Consider the following 20,330-nt stretch of genomic DNA (forward strand, 5'->3'; position numbering starts at 1 on the left):
TGGCAAGGCTGGGACGGAAGTCGCTGTCGTTCTCAAAATCGGTGGAGCTGCATGACAAAGTCATCGGGCATTATCTGAACATAAAACACTATCAATAAGTTGGAGTCATTACCGGGGCACATTATACGTTAAATAAAAAGAATTTTTATTATACTTTTATAATCGATAACCAAGGCAATATACTCGACTTAGGGAGAAAGTAGCATGTCATTACCCGCATACCTGTTTCTTTATGATGAAAACGGAATGCAGTTAAAAGGAGAATGTCTCGCGTTAGGTCGAGAGGGTGCGGTTGAAGTCATGAGCAGCAGCTACGGCATTAGCCAGCCAGTCGATCCTCATACCGGTAGAATGGGGGTACCAGACAACACGAACCTTTTATCATACACAAACAGCTGGATAAACTTTCACCCCTGTTCGCAGTGTATGTTTGCGACGGGAGACGTCTGCAAAAAGCGGTCATTCGCTACTATGAGACAAACGATGCAGGGATTGAACGTGAAGTTTATCGGATATCCATGGAGAGTGTTGTCATCATGTCAGTGAATGCCAATCACACATATATACCTGGTTCAAATCATCATAACATGGTCGAGACCCTGAAGTTACGCTTCAACAGTATTGAATGGCACTACCTGGATGGCATGATTAAGTATGGTGATGCGTGGTCAAAACCAGCATCACAAAAACCGTAGTGTCACGATTTTACTGCTAATCTTTATCAATCAGGATCCTGGATGCGATATATGGCGCCCAGCCAGGATGTGTAACGTTTCATCTGCTAATATCGCACTCTTTCCTCAATTCCCGCTATAATCCCCAAAATTTCCAACCGGTTTAGAAATAATCATGACAAAACTCACCTTACAAGAGCAGATGCTGAAAGCGGGCCTCGTCAGCAGCAAGAAAGCGGCTAAAGTGCAGCGCACGGCAAAGAAATCACGCGTTCAGGCGCGTGAGGCTCGGGAAGCGGTAGAAGAGAACAAGAAGGCCCAGATCGAGCGTGACAAGCTGCTGAGCGAGCAGCAGAAGCAGGCTGTGCTGGCGAAAGAGTTTAAGGCGCAGGTGAAGCAGCTGATCGAGATAAACCGCATCACCGTGGCGAAAGGCAACATCACCTTTAACTTCACCGACGGTAATCTGATCAAAAAAATCGAGGTGGACAAGCAAACCCAGGCTCAGCTGATCAACGGCCGTCTGGCGATTGCCCGCTTGGTCATCAACGCCAGCGGTGACTGCGAATACGCGATTATCCCGGCGGTAGTGGCCGATAAAATTGCCCAGCGCGATGCCGACAGCATCGTGTTAAACAGCGCGCTCAGCCAGGAAGAGCAGGACGAAGACGATCCGTACGCGGACTTCAAAATCCCTGACGATTTGATGTGGTAAACCACATTCAGAACGGGGCGGCGTGGCGGGCACTAACCGGCTCGCCGCTCGCGGGATGAATAAAATTCAGCTCGCTGGCATGCAGCATCAGCCGGGGCGCGTCTTCAGCGCCCGGCACGTCAAGACCGCCATACAGATCGCAACCCAGAATCGGGTGCCCCAGCTGCTGGCAGTGAATGCGCAGCTGATGGGTTCGCCCGGTCTCCGGGATCAGTTTCACCCGCGTTAACGGTAATCCTGCCCCCTGATAAAACCGTTCCACGACCTGGTAGCGGGAGCGGGCGGGTTTACCGGTAATGGCGCAGATCGACATCAGCGGAAACAGCGCCGGGTCTTTGGCAATCGGTGCATCAATAACCCCTTCATCATTTTCCACGTGGCCGCAAAGCAGGGCGCTGTAGACTTTCTCCACGCTGCGCTGGCTAAACTGCTGGCACAGTGCCGCGTTAATGGCCTTATTGCGCGCAACCACCATCAGCCCGGACGTACCAAAATCCAGACGGTGCACCAGCGTGCAGCCCGGGAACGTCTGAACCAGACGATAATGGACGGAATCAAGGTTTTGCGGATTTTTGCCCGAGAGGCTGAGCAGGCCGGAAGGCTTATCGATCAGCAGCAGATGTTCATCCTGCCAGAGGATCTGAATGTCATCGTGACACGGTGGGGCAATAAAAGAATCAATGATCGCAGACATCAGGCCGCCCGGCTGGAGAGTGGGAGCGGATGATAGCGAAATGCGGGGGAAAAGAAAAACCCTCCCACCGGGCGGTGAGAGGGTGAAGTCTTACGCTGCAACCAGGCTGTCGATGGCGGCTTTCGCGTCGGTCTGCGCTTTGGTCGCCACTTCAGGACCGTAAGCGATACCTTCCGCGAACACGAAGTTCACGTCAGTGATGCCGATGAAGCCCAGGAACAGGCTCAGGTACGGCGCAACCAGGTCGGTTGGGGTATCTTTGTGGATACCGCCGCGGCTGGTCAGTACGATCGCACGCTTGCCTTTTACCAGACCTTCAGGGCCGTTCTCGGTGTAACGGAAGGTTACGCCAGCACGCGCCACCAGGTCGAAGTAGTTCTTCAGCTGGGTTGGGATGTTGAAGTTGTACATTGGGGCGTTGATGACGATGACGTCATGCGCCTGCAGCTCAGCAATCAGCTCGTCGGACAGGGCCAGCGCTTCCTGCTGACGCGGGCTCAGCGGCGCATCGCTTGGGCGCAGCGCGCCAACCAGCTCGCCATCAAGCACAGGAATGGGGTTTGCAGCCAGGTCACGCACGGTGATTTCGTCAGCAGAATGCTGTTCACGCCACTGTTCAACGAAGTAATCAGACAGCTGACCAGACTGAGAGTACCCTGCCAGAATGCTGGATTTCAAAACTAATACTTTGCTCATGGGTGATTCCTGTTGTTGCATTTGATTGAAGGGGGTTGCCCCGTTGCTTGTTGACACTCTATTCACAATCCTGCCACAGAGATAGCGCAATATATCGAAGCCTATGTTCGAATTTTTTGAATAAGGCACGAAAGGCGTCAGTGTGGTACTCTATAGCAATCATTAAAAAGAGAGTTTATCAGGGCGTGTACTGCCCTTTAACGCTATGACAGAACAACAAAAATTCACCTTCCCGATGCTCCTGCAACAGCTCGATTCTCTGACGCTGCGCGACAAACAGCGCTTCGCCCGCCGTCTGCACGGCGTCAAGAAGGTTAAAAATCCTGATGCTCAACAGGCCATTTACCAGGAGATGGCGAAAGAGATTGAACAGGCGGCAGGGAAGGTTGTGCTGCGCGAAGCTGCGCGCCCGGCGATTACCTACCCGGAAAACCTGCCCGTCAGCCAGAAGAAACAGGACATTCTTGAGGCCGTACGCGACCACCAGGTGGTGATTGTCGCGGGTGAAACCGGTTCGGGGAAAACCACCCAGCTGCCGAAAATCTGTATGGAGCTGGGCCGCGGGATCAAAGGCCTGATTGGCCACACCCAGCCGCGTCGTCTGGCGGCGCGCACCGTCGCCAACCGTATTGCCGAAGAGCTGCAGACGGAGCCGGGCGGCTGCATCGGCTACAAGGTGCGCTTCAGCGACCACGTCAGCGATAACACCATGGTCAAGCTGATGACCGACGGTATTCTGCTGGCTGAAATTCAGCAGGATCGCCTGCTGATGCAGTACGACACCATCATCATTGACGAAGCGCACGAGCGCAGCCTGAACATCGACTTCCTGCTCGGCTACCTGAAAGAGCTGCTGCCGCGTCGCCCGGATCTGAAAGTGATCATCACCTCCGCGACCATCGACCCGGAACGCTTCTCGAAGCACTTCAACAATGCGCCGATTATTGAGGTGTCTGGGCGGACATATCCGGTTGAAGTGCGCTATCGCCCGATTGTGGAAGAGGCGGATGATACCGAGCGCGACCAGCTGCAGGCTATTTTTGATGCCGTTGACGAGCTGGGTAACGAAAGCGCGGGCGACATCCTGATCTTCATGAGCGGCGAACGCGAAATCCGCGATACCGCCGATGCGCTCAGCAAGCGCGACCTGCGCCACACCGAGATCCTGCCGCTGTATGCCCGCCTGTCCAACAGCGAACAGAACCGCGTCTTCCAGCCGCACAGCGGACGCCGCATCGTCCTGGCGACCAACGTGGCGGAAACCTCGCTGACCGTGCCGGGCATCAAATACGTGATCGACCCGGGTACGGCGCGCATCAGCCGCTACAGCTACCGCACCAAGGTCCAGCGGCTGCCGATTGAGCCCGTTTCGCAGGCGTCTGCTAACCAGCGTAAGGGCCGCTGCGGCCGCGTGTCGGAAGGGATCTGCATTCGTCTCTATTCTGAAGATGATTTCCTGTCGCGCCCGGAGTTCACCGACCCGGAAATTCTGCGCACCAACCTGGCGTCCGTTATCCTGCAGATGACCGCCCTGGGGCTGGGCGACATCGCGGCGTTCCCGTTCGTCGAAGCGCCGGATAAACGCAACATTCAGGACGGCGTGCGTCTGCTTGAAGAGCTCGGGGCGATTACCACCGACGAGCAGGCGACGGTTTATAAGCTGACGCCGCTGGGCCGCCAGCTCAGCCAGCTCCCGGTCGACCCGCGCCTGGCGCGTATGGTGCTGGAAGCGCAAAAGCACGGCTGCGTGCGCGAGGCGATGATCATTACCTCGGCGCTCTCCATTCAGGATCCGCGCGAGCGTCCGATGGACAAACAGCAGGCCTCGGACGAAAAGCACCGCCGCTTCCACGACAAAGAGTCCGATTTCCTCGCCTTCGTGAACCTGTGGAACTACCTCGGCGAGCAGCAGAAGGCGCTCTCTTCGAACCAGTTCCGCCGCCAGTGCCGGGTGGATTTTCTCAACTACCTGCGCGTGCGCGAGTGGCAGGATATCTATACCCAGCTTCGCCAGGTGGTGAAAGAGCAGGGCATTCCGGTGAACAGCGAACCGGCGGAGTACCGCGAAATCCATATCGCGCTGCTGACCGGCCTGCTGTCCCACATTGGGATGAAGGACGCCGAGAAGCAGGAGTATACCGGCGCGCGCAACGCCCGTTTCGCCATCTTCCCCGGTTCTGGCCTGTTCAAGAAGCCGCCGAAATGGACCATGGTTGCCGAGCTGGTGGAAACCAGCCGCCTGTGGGGACGCATTGCCGCCCGTATCGATCCGGAATGGGTGGAGCCGGTGGCGCAGCATCTGCTTAAGCGCTCGTACAGTGAACCGCACTGGGAGCGCGCGCAGGGCGCGGTGATGGCGACCGAAAAAGTGACCGTTTACGGCCTGCCGGTGGTCGCCGCGCGCAAGGTCAACTACAGCCAGATCGATCCGGCGCTCAGCCGCGAGCTGTTTATCCGTCACGCGCTGGTGGAGGGTGACTGGCAGACGCGCCACGCCTTCTTCCGCGAAAACCTGAAGCTGCGCGCGGAAGTGGAGGAACTTGAGCACAAGTCCCGCCGCCGCGACATTCTGGTGGACGATGAAGCGCTGTTCGAGTTTTACGACCAGCGCATCAGCCACGATGTGATTTCCGCCCGCCACTTCGACAGCTGGTGGAAGAAGGCCAGCAAAGAGACGCCGGACCTGCTCAACTTCGAAAAGAGCATGCTGATTAAAGAGGGGGCGGAGTCGGTCAGCAAGCTCGACTACCCGAACTTCTGGCATCAGGGCAACCTCAAGCTGCGGCTGACCTATCAGTTCGAGCCGGGGGCCGACGCGGACGGCGTGACCGTCCACATTCCGCTGCCGCTGTTAAACCAGGTCGACGAGAGCGGGTTCGAGTGGCAAATCCCCGGCCTGCGCCGCGAGCTGGTGATTGCGCTGATCAAATCTCTGCCGAAACCGGTGCGCCGCAACTTTGTGCCTGCGCCAAATTACGCGGAAGCGTTTTTGGGCCGCGTCACGCCGCTGGAGCTGCCGCTGCTGGACGCGCTGGAGCGCGAGTTCCGCCGCATGACCGGCACCACCATCGACCGCGACGACTGGAACTGGGATCAGGTGCCCGATCACCTGAAAATCACCTTCCGCGTGGTGGACGATAAAAATAAAAAGCTGCTGGAAGGGCGTTCCCTGAGCGAGCTGAAAGAGGCGCTGAAAGGCAAAGTCCAGGAGACGCTCTCTGCGGTGGCCGACGACGGCATCGAGCAGAGCGGGCTGCACATCTGGAGCTTTGGCCAGCTTCCGGAAAGCTACGAGCAGAAGCGCGGCAACTATAAGGTAAAAGCCTGGCCTGCGCTGGTGGACGAGCGCGACAGCGTGGCGATCAAACTTTTTGATAACCCGCAGGAACAGCAGCAGATGATGTGGCGCGGGCTGCGTCGCCTGCTGCTGCTCAACATCCCGTCGCCGATCAAGTATCTGCACGAGAAGCTGCCGAACAAGGCCAAGCTGGGGCTCTACTTTAACCCGTACGGCAAGGTGCTGGATCTGATTGACGACTGCATCTCCTGCGGCGTGGACAAACTCATTCACGAGGCGGGCGGCCCGGTCTGGACGGAAGAGGGCTTTGCTCAGCTGCATGAAAAGGTGCGCGCGGAGCTGAACGACACCGTGGTGGAGATTGCCAAACAGGTCGAGCAGATCCTCACCGCCGTGTTCAACATCAACAAGCGTCTGAAAGGGCGCATGGATATGACCATGGCGCTGGGTCTGTCGGACGTGAAGGCGCAGATGGCGGGGCTGGTTTACCGCGGCTTTGTCACCGGCAACGGCTTCAACCGTCTCGGCGATACGCTGCGCTATCTGCAGGCGATTGAAAAACGGCTGGAGAAGATGGCTATCGATCCGCACCGCGACCGCGCGCAGATGCTGAAAGTGGAGAGCGTGCAGCAGGCGTGGCAGCAGTGGCTGAACAAGCTGCCGCCAGCGCGCCGCGACGATGAAGACGTGCAGGCGATCCGCTGGATGATCGAGGAGCTGCGCGTCAGCTTCTTTGCCCAGCAGCTCGGTACGCCGTATCCGATTTCGGATAAGCGTATTCTGCAGGCGATAGAGCAGATTTCAGGTTAAACCCTTGCCCGGTGGCGCTGCGCTTACCGGGCCTACGAGTGCGAAATGTAGGCCGGGTAAGGCAAAGCCGCCACCCGGCTGGTTATCGTTCTACAATCGCCAGCGTAAACCCATCCCATCCCTTAATCCCCACCGTTTGCAGCGCGGTGGCGGTTAAGCGCGGGTTATCGCCCATCATCTCAATAAAACGCCGCACGCCCAGCACGCGCGCGTCGTCGCTTTGACCGTTAATGACTTCGCCATCACGGACCACGTTATCGCCGATAATTACCGTACCGGGGCGGGAGTAGTGCAGCGCCCATTCCAGATAGCCGGGATTGTTCGGCTTATCGGCATCAATAAAGATCAGGTCGAACGGCGGAACCTCGCCGAAATTCTCCAGCGAGCTCAGCGCCGGGCCTTCAATTAATTCAATGCGTTCGTTTAACCCCGCAAGCTGAATATTCTCGCGCGCAACGCGGGCATGCGTGGGATCGGCCTCAAGCGTAATCAGCTTACCGTCCGGGGGGAGCGCGCGCGCCATCCAGATTGAGCTGTAGGCACCCAGCGTCCCGATCTCAAGAATGCGTCTTGCCTGCGTCATGCGCACGAACAGCGCCAGCAGCTGCCCCTGATTGGCCGCGACATCATGTTCAGGCAGCCCGGCGCGTTTGTTGTTTTCCAGCACCTGATTCAGTACGTCATCGTCAGGAATAAGTGACGAAATCATGAAATTATCAACTGCAGACCACTGTTGTTGCATAGATTGACTCCTTGTGGGGATTGCCGGGTGGCGGCTACGCCTTACCCGGCTTACAGGGCTGAGGAATAAACGCCGGGTGGCGCTTCGCTTACCCGGCCTACGGGGCGAAATGTAGGCCCGGTAAGCGAAGCGCCACCGGGCAGGTTTTCAGGCACTGACCCAGCCGCCGCCCAGCGCTCTGTACAAATCAATCTGCGCCAGCAGCAGGTTATTTTTCACCTGCACGACGCTGGTCTGGACCGAGAACAGCGTGCGCTGCGCGTCCAGCACGTCCAGATAGGAGGAGTAGCCGTTGCGATAGCGATTCTGCGCAATGCGCAGCGTCTCCTGGGCCACATCCTGCTGGGCAAGCAGCTCCGTCAGCTGTTCCTGATAGCGACTTATCGCATCAAGGCTGTTGTTCACTTCGGCAAACGCGTTACGCACGGTTTTTTCATAGGCGTACAGCGCCTGGTTACGCTGGGACTGAGAAATATCCACCTGCGCATTCAGCGCCTGGCGGTTCAGCAGCGGGGCGAGAATACTGCCTCCGACGCTCCAGAGCTGAAGCGGGTTGTCCAGCAGGCCGGAAAGGGTGCGATCCTGAACCGATCCTGTCGCGGTCAGGTTGATCGACGGCAGCAGGCTGGCGCGCGACGCCGCGAGCGAGGCATCCGCCGCTACCAGCTGGCGTTCGGCCTGGACGATATCCGGGCGGCGGTTCAGGAGCGCAGAAGGCAGCTGCGACGGCAGCGTCAGCGGCGTCAGTCCCGCAAAGCTTTCGCTGCGCGCCACGTCGCCGGGGTTGCTTCCCAGCAGCAGGCTGAGGGCATTCTCCTGCTGTGCAATCTGGTGCTGCAGCACGGGCACCTGCGCCCGCGTCGAGCGCAGTTCGGAATCCGACTGCATCAGCTCCAGGCGCGAGCTGTAGCCCGTCTCAAACTGACGCTTCGAGAGGTTAAACGCCTCTTCGCGCGATTTCAGCGTGGACTCGGTCACCCGCAGCTGCTCGTCAAGCGAGAGCAGGGTGACATACCCGGATGCCACAGACGAGGCGACGGTCAAATCCGCGGCCGCGGCCGCGGCTTTTTGCGCCGCCAGCGAGGCTTCGGCAGCGCGCGAGGTGCTGCGGTTGACGCCCCAGATATCCACGTCATAGCTTGCCGTCAGGCTCCCTTTGTACAATGTGCCGTAAACCGGCAGCCCGGTCGCCGCGGATTGTGAACGGGCGCGCGTCCCGGTTACGCCCGCGTCGAGGGAGGGAAACAGGCTGCCGTCGGCCGCATAGACCCGCGCCTGATACTCGTTTATCCGTTCGCGGGCGATCAGCACGTCGCTGTTATGCTGTAGCGCCTGATCCACATAGCGGTTCAGGTGGTTGTCATGGAAATTACGCCACCAGAGCTGCTCCGTCGGGCTGGCAGGGCCGGAGACGGTGCGCCACTGGGTGGGGATGTGCAGCGTCGGCTGCGCCGGTTTGACGTCAACGGACTGGCATCCGGCCAGCATGACCGCCGCCACCAGCGCGGCTATCGGGCGAAGGATCATTGCTTCGCCTCCCGCGTATCAATGGTCACCTGTACCGACATACCCGGACGCAGCAGGGCAGAGTCCTCAGGCTTACCAAGCACCTCAATGCGCACCGGAATACGCTGGGCAATTTTGACAAAGTTCCCGGTGGCGTTATCCGGCGTGATGGCGCTGAACTCCACGCCGGTCGCCGGGGAGATGCTCTCCACGCGGCCCTGATACGCTTTGTTGTTCAGGGCATCGACGGTGAACTTCACCGGCTGGCCGACGCGCAGCTCCGCGAGCTGGGTCTCTTTAATGTTGGCGATGACCCAGTGCTGCGGCGGCACCAGGGTGGTGAGATGGGTTCCGGCGGTCACGTAGGCCCCGAGACGCACGGCGATCTGGCCGAGCTGGCCGTCACGCGGCGCCACAATGCGGGTGTTTTGCAGGTCAATCTGCGCCAGCTCCAGCGCCGCTTTGGCGTTTTCAACATCCGCTTCCAGCGCACCGCGATTGACAATCACCGTCTGCAGATCCTGACGCGACATCTCAAGGGCGGCTTTCGCCTGGTCGATGTCGGCGCTACCCTGAGCGGCACTGGCCAGCGCGGCGTCGCGCTCGCGAATGGAAAGCGAGCCGTCCGCCGTCAGCTCTTTCACCCGTTTTAAATCCGCCTGGCTTTTCAGGCTCTGGGCGCGGGCATTTTTCAGCGCGGCGTCATTTTTGGCGATTGTTGCTTCGGCGCTTTTACGCTGCTGCAGGTTGTTATTCAGGGCGGCAATTTTCATCGCCAGCTGCGCCTCTGCCTGATGCACCCGCTGACGATAGATACGGTCATCGATCTGCAGCAGCAGGTCGCCTTTTTTCACCTGCACAAAGTCCTGAACCTTTACCTCGGTGATATAGCCGTTCACCTGCGGGCTGATAAACGTCGTCTGGCCGCGCACGTAGGCGTTATCGGTAAACTGCGCGTGACGGGTGAACGGCGGCAGTTGCCACGCATAAAGGATCACCAGCACGCCGACAATACCGATGGCGGCGGCGGTGAAAACGGAAACAATGCGCACATTTTTGCGGGTGTTGGCCTGCTCTTTGGCGGCATCCTGCTGACTCATAAACTCTCCAGAACTCTTTCAATTATTTGTTGCCGGTGGCGTTCTTCAGCGCCAGACGGGCAGTGATGCGCAGGCGCAGCAAGCGCCATAAAATCCAGACCAGCGTGGCGGCAGCGATGCTCGCCGTCAGCAGATAAGTATCGTTATAAGCCAGAATATTCGCCTCCAGCGCGGTGACCGTTTGCAGCTGCGTTATCGCCTGGGTGCCCAGCAGCGCGCTGTCGCCAATCAGGCTTTTATACATCTGGGTATAAAGCTGAATTCGCTCGTTGACCAGCGGGTTGAGCGTGGTGAGCTGGTCCGCCAGCAGGCTGGAGTGGTATTTCTCGCGCCAGGTCTGGAAGGTGCCGAGGATCGCGGAGCCCAGCAGGCCACCGAGGTTCTGGCTCATGCCAAACATCACCGAGAAGCTGACCAGGTTCCGCGGGTCGGCGATCACCCCGCCAATGGCGGCCAGCATAGCGGGCGCCAGGAAGAAGGCGCTGCCGAAGCCCAGCAGGAACTGGCTTACCATCAGCTGATCCGGACGGGTCAGGTTGTTGGACTGGCTGTCCAGCAGCGAGGCAACAATCATCAGCGCCAGAGAGGTGATGATTGGCCACGCCAGTTTCGTCGGCTTGATGGTGAGACAGCTGGTGACAATCCCGCAGACGATCCCGGCGAAAATGGACCACGCCAGATGCGTCATCTGCTCGTTCTGTAAGCCCACGTACTGCAGCCAGCCGATGACGCCGGTGTTCTGCTCTGCCAGCACGATACGGATCAGCAGCATAATCAGCCCCAGGCGGACGATGCTGCCGCTCGACAGCCAGCGGGTGTTCAGCAGCGGGTTGCTGCGGTTATGTTCAAAGACGATGGCTGCGACAATCAGCACCAACGATAGCGCCAGCGACCAGCCGATCCAAGGCGCTTCGAACCACCAGTCAAGGCGACCCAGAGAGAGGACGGCACAGAGCAGGGCCATCCCGGGGGCCAGTAAAAAGAAGGTGATAAAGTCTTTTTTCTCAAAGACCTTGCGCCGGTCGCCCGGCGGCAGTTTTAAGGCGATGACGCAGGCCAGGGAGATCAGCGCCAGTCCCAGCTCGAAGAAATAGAGCCCGCGCCACTCGTCCAGCTGCAGCAGCTCGGTTGAAAACAGGCGGGCCAGCGGGATGGCGAGCGACGATCCGGTGATGCCGATGGTCAGCGCCTTCAGGCGGTGCTTCGCAGGCCAGGCCTGGATCTGATAGTAAATCCCCAGCGAGCTGAGCGCGGCGGCCACCATGCCGTGCGCGGCGCGCACCATCAGCGCCGAGCTGAGATCGTTAACGAACAGGTGGAAAAAGGTGACCAGCACGTACAGCACCAGAAAACCTTCCGTAAAGGCGCGCAGGCCGTACTGCTGGCGGAATTTAACCAGCAGCAGGTTGATGGAGATGTTGGTCATCACATAAACCGCGGGCAGCCAGGCGATTTCGGTTGACCAGGCGCCGAAGGTCCCCTGCAAATTTTGCAGGTTGGCGGTCACCACCGCATTCCCCAGCGCGCCCGTCAGGCAGACCAGCAGGCCCACGACGCCATAGGCAATGCGTTTTGGCGTACTGTGTTCGGGCGTGGAGGGCGAACCCAGCAGGGCGGGTTTCTCATGTGGCTGCCACTCGCGAGGAGCATAAGGGTCGCGTTCGGGCAGGCGCATAACGTCGTTTACCTTAGAAATGATTGAATAATTAGCGGGCTAGCGATTCTACGACTCCCGCAAATGATAATTCAAGTGAATATGATTTACGCATGTTAATCAAATGGTGAAGGGAAATTTAAGGAAAAAGAGCGGCCCGCAGGACGGGCCGGGAAGGGTCAGAGACGTTCGGGCTGCGCCTGGATGAGAGTGGCGCGCTTAACGCGGCTGGCGCAGAAAATCGCGATTAAAGAAATGGTCACCGTGACGGCAAGATACCAGGCCACCGGCACCCAGTCGCCGTCGTATTTTGCCAGCAGGCCGGTGGCAATCAGCGGCGCGGTACCGCCTGCCAGCGCGGCACCCAGCTGATAGCCGAGCGTAATGCCGGTGTAGCGCACGTTTGCGCTAAAGATTTCAGAGCACAGCGTGCCGAGTACCGCCGTGACAGGGGCCCACAACACGCCAAAGGCGATGACCGTCGCGAGCACGATACCCCACGTGGTGCCGGTATTGAGCAGCATAAACCACGGTACGATAAACAGGCCCAGCACGAAGACGCTGATTGCGTACATGCGCTGACGGCCTACCTTATCGGAGAGCAGCCCCATTAGCGGGATCATAAGGGTCGCCACCAGGGCTCCCAGCGTCACGGCTTCCAGCGCCTGCGATTTCTGATACGTCAGCGTGCTGGTGGCATAGCTCACCACGAAGGTCGAGAAAATATAGAACGGCGCGGTTTCAACCACCTTCAAACCGGCGGCAATCAGCACTTCACGCCAGTGATGTTTCAGCGTATCGCGCAGGGGAGTCTTAGCCACCTGGCCGGACGCTTTCACTTTCTGAAAATCGGGCGTTTCGTCAATATCTTTGCGGATCCACAGGCCGAGCAACACCAGCACCGAGCTCAGCAGGAACGGGATGCGCCAGCCCCAGGAGAGAAAATCCTCCTCGCTGAACAGGGTCATCAGCGACACGATAAAGGTTGCCATCAGCATGCCGATGGTGACGCCCGCCTGCGGAATACTGCCGAAGAAGCCTTTACGTTTTTCTGGCGCGTATTCATAGGCCAGCAGCAGCGCGCCGCCCCATTCACCGCCGATGCCCATCCCCTGAATGATGCGCATCAGGATCAGCAGCGCAGGCGCCCAGAGGCCAATCATCTCATACGTGGGCAGCAGGCCAATCATAACGGTTGCACCTCCCATCAAAGAGAGGGTCAGCACGAGGGTTTTTTTCCGTCCGATGCGGTCGCCGATGTGGGCGAAAAGTACCCCACCAATGGGGCGAATAAAGAAGGTTAATGAGAAAGAGAGATAAGAGAGGATGAGTCCGATCACCGGATCGACCATCGGGAAAAAGATCTTATTGAAGACCAGCGCGGCCGCCGTACCGTAGAGAAAATAGTCAAACCATTCAATGGCGCTCCCGGTAAGGCTGGCGATTAACACCTTTTTATTTTTACGTAACACCGTCGTCGTACTTTCATGTTCTGTCATGACCTGAAACCCCGCCACGTTGATGATGAGAGAGGTGTCACCTGGCGCGCTTCAGGTGCAACCTGTGATGATAAAAAAGGTTGTGAAATTGTTAAGCAACTTAGGGTTGGATGTTGTCTTTGGCAAGCGCAGGGGGGATAAAACTGGTCAGATCACGGCGAAATAAGCAGCGTTGGGTGCTTTTTCATGCCGCCTGCACAATACAATGTTTTGTAGGGCTGGAAATCAAAAGCATAATAGGCAGGTGCAACCCGATGATTTTTGGATGTTTCTGGTTATTTCAGAAAAATGATAAATTCGGCGCTTCAACAACGTGAGGAGTTCACCATGGTTCAGCCCCATTTTCCCGTTCTGGCGGATGCCACGCTGGCGGCCATCAATACTGTCGGCGCATGGCTGGCGCAGGATGACCTGAGCGCGACCCGTCCGAGCCCGGAAGTCGATGCGGTGATTCTGGCCGGAAACGCGGTGATCCCAACCATTGACGCGGCCTGCCGTATTGCCGCCCAGAGAGATGTACCGCTTCTGATCAGCGGCGGCATCGGCCATTCGACCCCCTTTTTATATACCGCCATTGGCAATCATCCGCGTTACCACACCGTACCGGTCACAGGGCGGGCCGAAGCGAGCATTCTTGCCGACATTGCGCGGGCGTTCTGGCAGATCCCCGAGGCGCGTCTGTGGGTTGAGGATCGCTCCACCAACTGCGGTGAAAACGCGCGCTTTAGCTGGAACATGCTGAAACAGCGTCATCGAACGACCGGGCGGGTGCTGGTGGTGCAGGATCCGACGATGCAGCGCCGCACGATGGCGACGTTTGCCCGCGTGTGTCGTGATGAGCCCGTTTCACCGCAGTGGATCAGCCATCCCGGGTTTACGCCGACGCTGCAAAACGGTAACGAGGGCGTGGAATTCAGCGAGGGCCACACCGGGCTGTGGCCCGTTGACCGTTACCTTTCACTGGTTATGGGGGAGTTGCCGCGCCTGTATGACGACGCTAACGGCTATGGCCCGGCCGGGCGGGATTATATTGCTCACGTTGAATTCCCCGAGGCCGTCATGGCAGCGTGGAAACAGCTACAGCAGGATCCTGTCCTGAAGGGCGCACGTAAAATAATTTAGGCACGGAACAATCCCCTCGCCCCATTGGGGAGAGGGTGAGGGGGAAAAATCACAGCGCCGCAAACTTATCCAGCGTCCGCACCAGCTGCGTCACAAACCCATACTCGTTGTCATACCAGGCAACGGCTTTCACCAGCTGAAGGTCTCCCGCTTCTGACACCTCCGTCTGCGTGGCGTCAAACACCGAACCATAATGCGAGCCAATCACATCTGACGACACAATCTCTTCATCGGTATACCCGAACGATTTATTGCCCTGAGTGGCCTTTTTCAGCGCGGCGTTAATCTCCTCAACGGTCACTTTCTTGCCCAGAATGGCCACCAGTTCGGTAACGGAGCCCGTTTTAACCGGCACGCGCTGGGCGTGGCCTTTCAGTTTGCCGCTGAGCGCAGGGATCACCAGACCAATGGCTTTGGCGGCGCCGGTGGTGTGCGGAATGATATTCTCTGCCGCCGCCCGGGAGGCGCGAAGATCTTTCCCGCGCGGGCCATCCACCAGCGCCTGGGTACCGGTATAGGCATGAATGGTGGTCATGGTGCCCACCTTAATTTCAAACGCGTCGTTCAGGGCTTTTGCCAGCGGGGCGAGGCAGTTGGTGGTGCAGGAGGCGACGGAAATAATGGTATCACTGGCGTCAATGGTCTCGTCGTTCACGCTGTAGACGATGGTTTTCATGTCCCCCGCGGGCGCAGAGATCAGCACCTTCTTCGCGCCCGCGTCCAGGTGCGCCCGTGATTTCTCTTCAGACGTATAAAAGCCGGTGCACTCCACGACGATATCCACGCCCGCGGCTTTCCACGGAATGTGCTTTGCCTCTTTTTCGGCATAGACCGCGATGGTTTTACCGTCAACGATCAGCGCATCCTCGGTGAAATCCACGCTCCACGGGAAGCCACCGTAGTTGGAATCGTGCCTGAGCAGGTAGGCCAGCACTTTGGGAGAGGTGAGGTCGTTGATGGCGACGACGGTATTACTGTCCTGGGTTTCAAGAAGGCGACGCAGAACAAGACGTCCGATGCGTCCAAATCCGTTAATGCCAATTTTACTCATGGTGTTCTCCTGTAAACGTGTCGATGTGACAGTTTGAACTCATCCAGGCTTAGACCATCACGGGCAGGGCGGCAATTGAAGATGCTTCATGCGGGAGGATGTATTTGAAAAACCATACAGAAAAGTTAATGAATTTTTAAGGAAAGGAGATTATGTTGGCGCGGTAACTGTTTTTAATCGAGAAATCACATGCGCACTAAATATACAAGCCTGCAAATCGGCATCCACTGGCTGGTGTTTCTATTAATCATCGTCGCCTACTGCGCCATGGAGTTCAGAGGTTTCTTCCCGCGCACCGCGCGCCCGACGATCAACATGATCCACGTCTCATGCGGGATCAGTATCCTGGTGCTGATGGTGACGCGTCTGCTGGTTCGCCTGAAATTCCGTGCACCACCGATTCAACCGAAGCCAAAAGCGATGGTGACGGGGATGTCTCATCTGGGGCATCTGGTGGTGTATCTGCTGTTTATTGCGCTGCCGCTGATTGGCATTGTGATGATGTATAACCGGGGCAGCGACTGGTTTGCTTTTGGCCTGGCGATGCCGCATGCGGCGGAGTCCAATTTTGACCTGGTAGATATGCTGAAAGAGTGGCACGAGACGCTGGCAAATCTGGGCTATTTTGTGATTGGCCTGCACGCCGCGGCGGCGCTGATGCACCACTATTTCTGGAAAGATAATACCCTTCTGCGCATGATGCCGAAAAAGCGTTCGTAGTCTTTAACGCTTGCCGGGTGGCGGCTATGCCTTACCCGGCCTACGATGCAATTCCAGAATCGTAGGCCGGGAGCGCTACGCGTCACCCGGCTTGTTTTTTAACCCAACAGAGCACGCTCTTCAGCCGTTAACGCCAGCGTCTGCGTTGACCCCGTTTCCGACGACGTCACCGCCGCTTCCAGCACGGCCATCACCGCTAATGCCTCAACAGGGTGGACCGGATTGGCGATTTCCCCGCGTAGCGCATTACGCACGTTGATGTAGTACTGACGCTGATCGCCTTTCGGGGTAGGGATCGTCTGCGATGCGCCGTCAGCGCCAAAGAACACCATGCTGTCGCTGTCTTCGCCCCAGGCCTCACTGCCGGGGATCACCCCGGAGAGCAGCTGTGCTTCCTGCTGATCGATTCTGGCCTTCACCACGCTGCCCTTGTCCCCGTGGACGGCAAAGCGCGCCGTACCGCCCGCCACCAGCATGCTGGCGTGCAAAATCACCTTATGCTCCGGGTAGTTTAAGACCACGTGCGCCCAGTCGTTAATTTCTGCACCGTCGCGCAGCGTCGCGATATTCCCCTGAACCGACTGCGGCAGGCCAAAGAGCTGCAGCGTCTGGTCGATAAGATGAGGACCCAGGTCAAACCATAAGCCACTTCCGGGGACGTTCTGCTCGCGCCAGCGCACGCGCACTTCCGGGCGGAAGCGGTCGATATGCGACTCCAGGTGTTTGACCTTGCCGAGCGTGCCCTGCTCAATAACCTGCTTAATGCCGAGGAAATCGCTGTCCCAGCGGCGGTTGTGGAAGACGGAGAGCAGACGCTGCTTTTCCTCCGCCAGCGCAATCAGGTCGCGGGCTTCCTGCATGTCGAGGGTGAAAGGCTTATCCACCACGACATGCTTGCCGGCGTTCAGAGTCAGCGTCGCCAGCGGGGCGTGCGTGGCGTTGGGGGAGGCAATCACCACCAGATCAACATCCGGATGCTGAATAGCCTCTTCAGGGGTGGCGACCACCTCTACGTCCGGCAGATCGCGTTTAACCTTCTCTTCATCACGAGAAGAGACCACGGCCAGCTTAAGCCCGTCCACAGACTGGATTAACGGGGCATGGAAGGTTTTGCCCACAAATCCATACCCGATCAGCGCAATGTTAATTGTTCGAACTGTACTCATGAACTTCTCCACGTTAATTCGCGCACACCGTGACCTGCAATGCGCCAGGGTCCCCAAGCTCAGGCCAGGGACGATCTAAAAAGAGTTGTTGAATGTTGGATAACCCGGAAACCAGATACGGCTCGCAGCGGTTGACCTTCAGGCGGTCGGCAACAATCCAGTGCGCATGGCTTGCGTCAAGCATCGCGCGCTTAACCTCGGCATCCGCTTCTTTACCGGCGCTCAAACCGAGTTCGGCATGAATGGCGCACGCCCCGAGGATGGCGATATCTGCCCGATAACGGGACAGCAACGACAACGTGGCGCTTCCGGCAAACAGGCGCTGCTGGTGGTCCCATTTCCCCCCGAGCAGGATCAGTTCAACGTCTTCCCGGTCGCTAAAATGCTGGGCGATATCCAGCGACGTGGTTATGACGGTGAGCGGCCCGCGAAGAAAGGAGGCGACAGCCATTACCGTGCTGCCCGCATCCAGAAACAGGGTAGAACCCGCAGGGACCTGCTGGGCGACCTGTTTTCCGAGGCGCTGTTTGGTTTCCGGCAGCAGCGTATTGCGGCCCTGACGGTTCATGGCGGAAAGATTCAGCGCGATGGCTCCGCCGTGGTTCTTCTGCGCCAGACCCTGGTTCTCCAGGTCGGTCAGATCCCGACGGATGGTATCGGCTGAAACCTGCAGCTTTTCTGCCAGTTCGGTGATGCTGGCCTGGCCTTGCTCGCTCAGGATATCCAGAACGTGGCGCTGTCGTGCAGTTTTGTGCATCGGTTACATTCCTGCAAAATATCGCAATAGTTTGCATAATACAGCATTTTAACGCAGAGAGAAGGGCAACGTGGTTTTGATGTCGGGGAGTGAGGTGATGATTCAGATGCGTGATTATTAAAATTTCATTAAACAGGTATAAGCAAGACGTTTTGATTGTTAATCATAATGTTATTGTTATGTTTTATTTAACGGTTTGGATTATGTAACCAGCGCAACACCATTGTCTGGAGTTAAGTTTCGACAAAATAGATATTTATAGATATTAATTGCTTTAATTAGTTTTTTAATAGCGATAAATCCCAATTCATCCTGTTTGGCTACTTAAATTGACACTTCTTTGAAAATCTTTGTGTCTGACCCGCGCGGAAATTAACGCAAAAATGTGCAGGGAGCAAATTAAGAATTTTCCTTAAATAACAGACGGTTTATATGTTTCATCTGAAAGGTCATTTTAAGACTTTTGTCCAGAAACCCCATCTTTTTTCTTAATTGTAACACCACATTAACATTGTGGGTGTAGTGGCCTATAACACATTTTGTTATGCTGCTAACCACTTTAGGAAATAAGTAAATTCTTAATTAAATAAGACGCAGGCAGATCTCATCTCCAGGGGGAAATGGGTATGGGGAGTTTTACCTAAAATTCGGCAAGGATGCTAAAAAAGATATTTGTCTAATTATCTATACCTCTTTTTGGGTAATTGCTTCAGTGTCACTCAGAGTCAGGGAGATAAAATGACGATATTACGAAAGCCAATGTTACGCCGATTTACAGCAGCGCTGGCATTCATTTCATTAGCCATAAATACGGCGTACGCCAATAGTAGTCAGGTGGGTATTGCCCCGGTTGCCAGGACAACCTTAAAAGAAAGTATTCTTTTTGCTATCGATCGCGATCCGTCTATTAGTCAGCAGGCCGCGCAGCTCGGTATTGGTCAGGCACAAATAGATGAAGCGCGCAGCGGCTGGATGCCGCAAATATCGCTGAACGGGAGCACGGGCCATAGCCAGACCACCGATTCCAGCGGGTCGCTGAAGAATTCAGCCGCCTGGGGACTGAGCCTGACGCAGCTGATCTATGATTTTGGCAAGACCAATAACAGCATCAGCCAGTCTTCCGCCCAGCGCGATAGCTATCGCTACCAGCTGATGAGCACGCTCTCTGACGTGGCGGAAAAAACGGCGCTGAGCTATGTCGAGGTCAAACGCTATGCCGATCTGCTGCAGGCAGCAAAGGAGAACGTTCAGGCCCTGAAAAATGTTGAGCAGCTGGCAAAGCTGCGCGCCGACGCGGGCGTGAGTTCGACCTCCGATGAGCTCCAGACCCGCACGCGTATTGCCGGTATGCAGGCAACGGTCGCGCAGTATCAGGCCGCCTTAAACAGCGCCCGCGCAAGGCTTGCGGTATTAACCGGCATGCAGGCAGAAAACTATTCGCCTGTACCCGCAAACCTCGCGGTTGAACCTGATTCGCTCAACCGCATTGATTATTCGCTGATACCGGCGGTCATGGCCGCGCAAAACATGGAGCGCTCTGCCCAGTATGGCGTGGAGACGGCGAAGTCCCAGCACTGGCCGACCCTCAGCCTGAAGGGCGGACGTACCCGTTACGAGTCGGACAACCGTTCGTACTGGGACGACCAGATCCAACTCAACATTGACGCACCGCTTTATCAGGGCGGCGCGGTCTCTGCACGCGTGCGGCAGGCTGAAGGCGCGCGGGCGATGGCCTCCTCTCAGGTCGATCAGGCGCGTTTCGACGTCCTGCAAAAAGCCTCCGTCGCGCAGGCGGACTGGACCGGCGCGCGGGGAAGAATGGAGGCCGGGAAACAGCAGCTGGAAAATGCGCTGCGCGCCCGTGATGTTTATAAAAATGAGTACACCCTGAGCAAGCGGAGCATTAACGATCTGCTCAGCGTTGAGCAGGATGTCTGGCAGGCCACCTCGGCGAAAATAATCGCTGAGTATGATGGCTGGAGTTCAGCAATTAATTATGCTTCCGCGGTTGATAATTTAATGCCGCTTATTGGAATAGAGAAAAACGCTGCCGCAAAACTACCCGATTTGAGTTAAAAAAAGACGCGTATTGTCGCGCAAAATAAGTCTGAAAATAATGGGTGTTT

The 20,330-nt window shown here is 57.1% G+C and carries 17 protein-coding genes; 7 read left to right on the forward strand and 10 right to left on the reverse strand.

Annotated features, from left to right (window positions below; translation table 11 throughout):
* The 3 genes from FHC48_RS20600 to FHC48_RS20610 all read left to right on the forward strand — a co-directional run.
* On the forward strand, positions 1-98 hold a 98-nt coding region (locus tag FHC48_RS20600; RefSeq protein WP_000851394.1), incomplete at its 5' end, for an IS1 family transposase.
* A gap of 315 nt (positions 99-413) precedes the next feature.
* Positions 414-695 (forward strand): type VI secretion system tube protein Hcp, encoded by a 282-nt coding sequence (locus FHC48_RS23565; RefSeq protein ID WP_259281190.1) that lies wholly within the window; start codon positions 414-416, stop codon positions 693-695.
* A gap of 154 nt (positions 696-849) precedes the next feature.
* The gene (locus FHC48_RS20610) at positions 850-1,389 is read left to right on the forward strand and encodes a DUF2058 domain-containing protein (protein ID WP_059364335.1); all 540 of its coding nucleotides are present in this window, start codon (positions 850-852) and stop codon (positions 1,387-1,389) included.
* 7 nt (positions 1,390-1,396) lie between these two features.
* Here FHC48_RS20610 and FHC48_RS20615 read toward each other — a convergent pair whose 3' ends face one another.
* Together FHC48_RS20615 and azoR are read right to left on the reverse strand one after the other, a co-directional pair.
* Entirely contained in the window at positions 1,397-2,083 is a 687-nt protein-coding gene (locus tag FHC48_RS20615; RefSeq protein ID WP_059364333.1) for an RluA family pseudouridine synthase, read from the reverse strand.
* A gap of 90 nt (positions 2,084-2,173) precedes the next feature.
* Positions 2,174-2,779: an FMN-dependent NADH-azoreductase gene (azoR, locus tag FHC48_RS20620; RefSeq protein WP_008502313.1), complete on the reverse strand. Its 606-nt coding sequence runs from the start codon at positions 2,777-2,779 to the stop codon at positions 2,174-2,176.
* 205 nt (positions 2,780-2,984) lie between these two features.
* On the opposite strand from azoR, the gene hrpA reads away from it, so the two are divergent.
* Positions 2,985-6,887, forward strand: coding sequence for an ATP-dependent RNA helicase HrpA (hrpA, locus tag FHC48_RS20625; protein WP_059364331.1), 3,903 nt, complete (start codon positions 2,985-2,987; stop codon positions 6,885-6,887).
* A gap of 82 nt (positions 6,888-6,969) precedes the next feature.
* Here hrpA and FHC48_RS20630 read toward each other — a convergent pair whose 3' ends face one another.
* The 5 genes from FHC48_RS20630 to FHC48_RS20650 form a co-directional block, all read right to left on the reverse strand.
* Positions 6,970-7,629 carry an O-methyltransferase gene (locus tag FHC48_RS20630; protein ID WP_008502311.1) on the reverse strand — a complete coding sequence of 220 codons (660 nt, stop codon included), beginning with the start codon at positions 7,627-7,629 and terminating at the stop codon, positions 6,970-6,972.
* Between the two features lie 147 nt (positions 7,630-7,776).
* Entirely contained in the window at positions 7,777-9,156 is a 1,380-nt protein-coding gene (locus tag FHC48_RS20635) for an efflux transporter outer membrane subunit (RefSeq protein ID WP_059364329.1), read from the reverse strand.
* Positions 9,153-10,235, reverse strand: a complete 1,083-nt coding sequence (locus tag FHC48_RS20640; protein WP_025911245.1) for an HlyD family secretion protein — start codon at positions 10,233-10,235, stop codon at positions 9,153-9,155. The genes FHC48_RS20635 and FHC48_RS20640 overlap by 4 nt, the downstream gene beginning before the upstream one ends.
* A gap of 22 nt (positions 10,236-10,257) precedes the next feature.
* Complete coding sequence (locus tag FHC48_RS20645; RefSeq protein ID WP_008502308.1) at positions 10,258-11,910, reverse strand: MFS transporter; 1,653 nt, start codon at positions 11,908-11,910, stop codon at positions 10,258-10,260.
* 158 nt (positions 11,911-12,068) lie between these two features.
* The gene (locus FHC48_RS20650) at positions 12,069-13,388 is read right to left on the reverse strand and encodes an MFS transporter (RefSeq protein WP_059364343.1); all 1,320 of its coding nucleotides are present in this window, start codon (positions 13,386-13,388) and stop codon (positions 12,069-12,071) included.
* Positions 13,389-13,715: 327 nt separating this feature from the next.
* On the opposite strand from FHC48_RS20650, the gene FHC48_RS20655 reads away from it, so the two are divergent.
* Complete coding sequence (locus FHC48_RS20655) at positions 13,716-14,510, forward strand: YdcF family protein (RefSeq protein WP_059364328.1); 795 nt, start codon at positions 13,716-13,718, stop codon at positions 14,508-14,510.
* A gap of 49 nt (positions 14,511-14,559) precedes the next feature.
* Here the strand turns inward: FHC48_RS20655 and gap are convergent, their stop codons facing one another.
* Entirely contained in the window at positions 14,560-15,561 is a 1,002-nt protein-coding gene (gap, locus tag FHC48_RS20660) for a type I glyceraldehyde-3-phosphate dehydrogenase (protein WP_023327422.1), read from the reverse strand.
* A gap of 189 nt (positions 15,562-15,750) precedes the next feature.
* Here gap and cybB point away from each other — a divergent pair, with 189 nt between their 5' ends.
* Complete coding sequence (cybB, locus tag FHC48_RS20665) at positions 15,751-16,281, forward strand: cytochrome b561 (RefSeq protein ID WP_021242559.1); 531 nt, start codon at positions 15,751-15,753, stop codon at positions 16,279-16,281.
* 98 nt (positions 16,282-16,379) lie between these two features.
* Here cybB and FHC48_RS20670 read toward each other — a convergent pair whose 3' ends face one another.
* The gene (locus FHC48_RS20670) at positions 16,380-17,447 is read right to left on the reverse strand and encodes an oxidoreductase (RefSeq protein WP_059364324.1); all 1,068 of its coding nucleotides are present in this window, start codon (positions 17,445-17,447) and stop codon (positions 16,380-16,382) included.
* 13 nt (positions 17,448-17,460) lie between these two features.
* Entirely contained in the window at positions 17,461-18,204 is a 744-nt protein-coding gene (locus FHC48_RS20675) for a DeoR/GlpR family DNA-binding transcription regulator (protein ID WP_059364322.1), read from the reverse strand.
* A 738-nt stretch (positions 18,205-18,942) separates the two neighbouring features.
* On the opposite strand from FHC48_RS20675, the gene FHC48_RS20680 reads away from it, so the two are divergent.
* A complete protein-coding gene (locus FHC48_RS20680; RefSeq protein ID WP_023344095.1) occupies positions 18,943-20,280 on the forward strand; it encodes a TolC family outer membrane protein in 1,338 nt (445 codons plus the stop codon).
* Positions 20,281-20,330 lie beyond the last annotated feature (50 nt).

This window comes from Enterobacter sp. EC_50 (genome assembly GCF_019584525.1).
GTDB classification, from domain to species: Bacteria; Pseudomonadota; Gammaproteobacteria; order Enterobacterales; family Enterobacteriaceae; genus Enterobacter; species Enterobacter roggenkampii.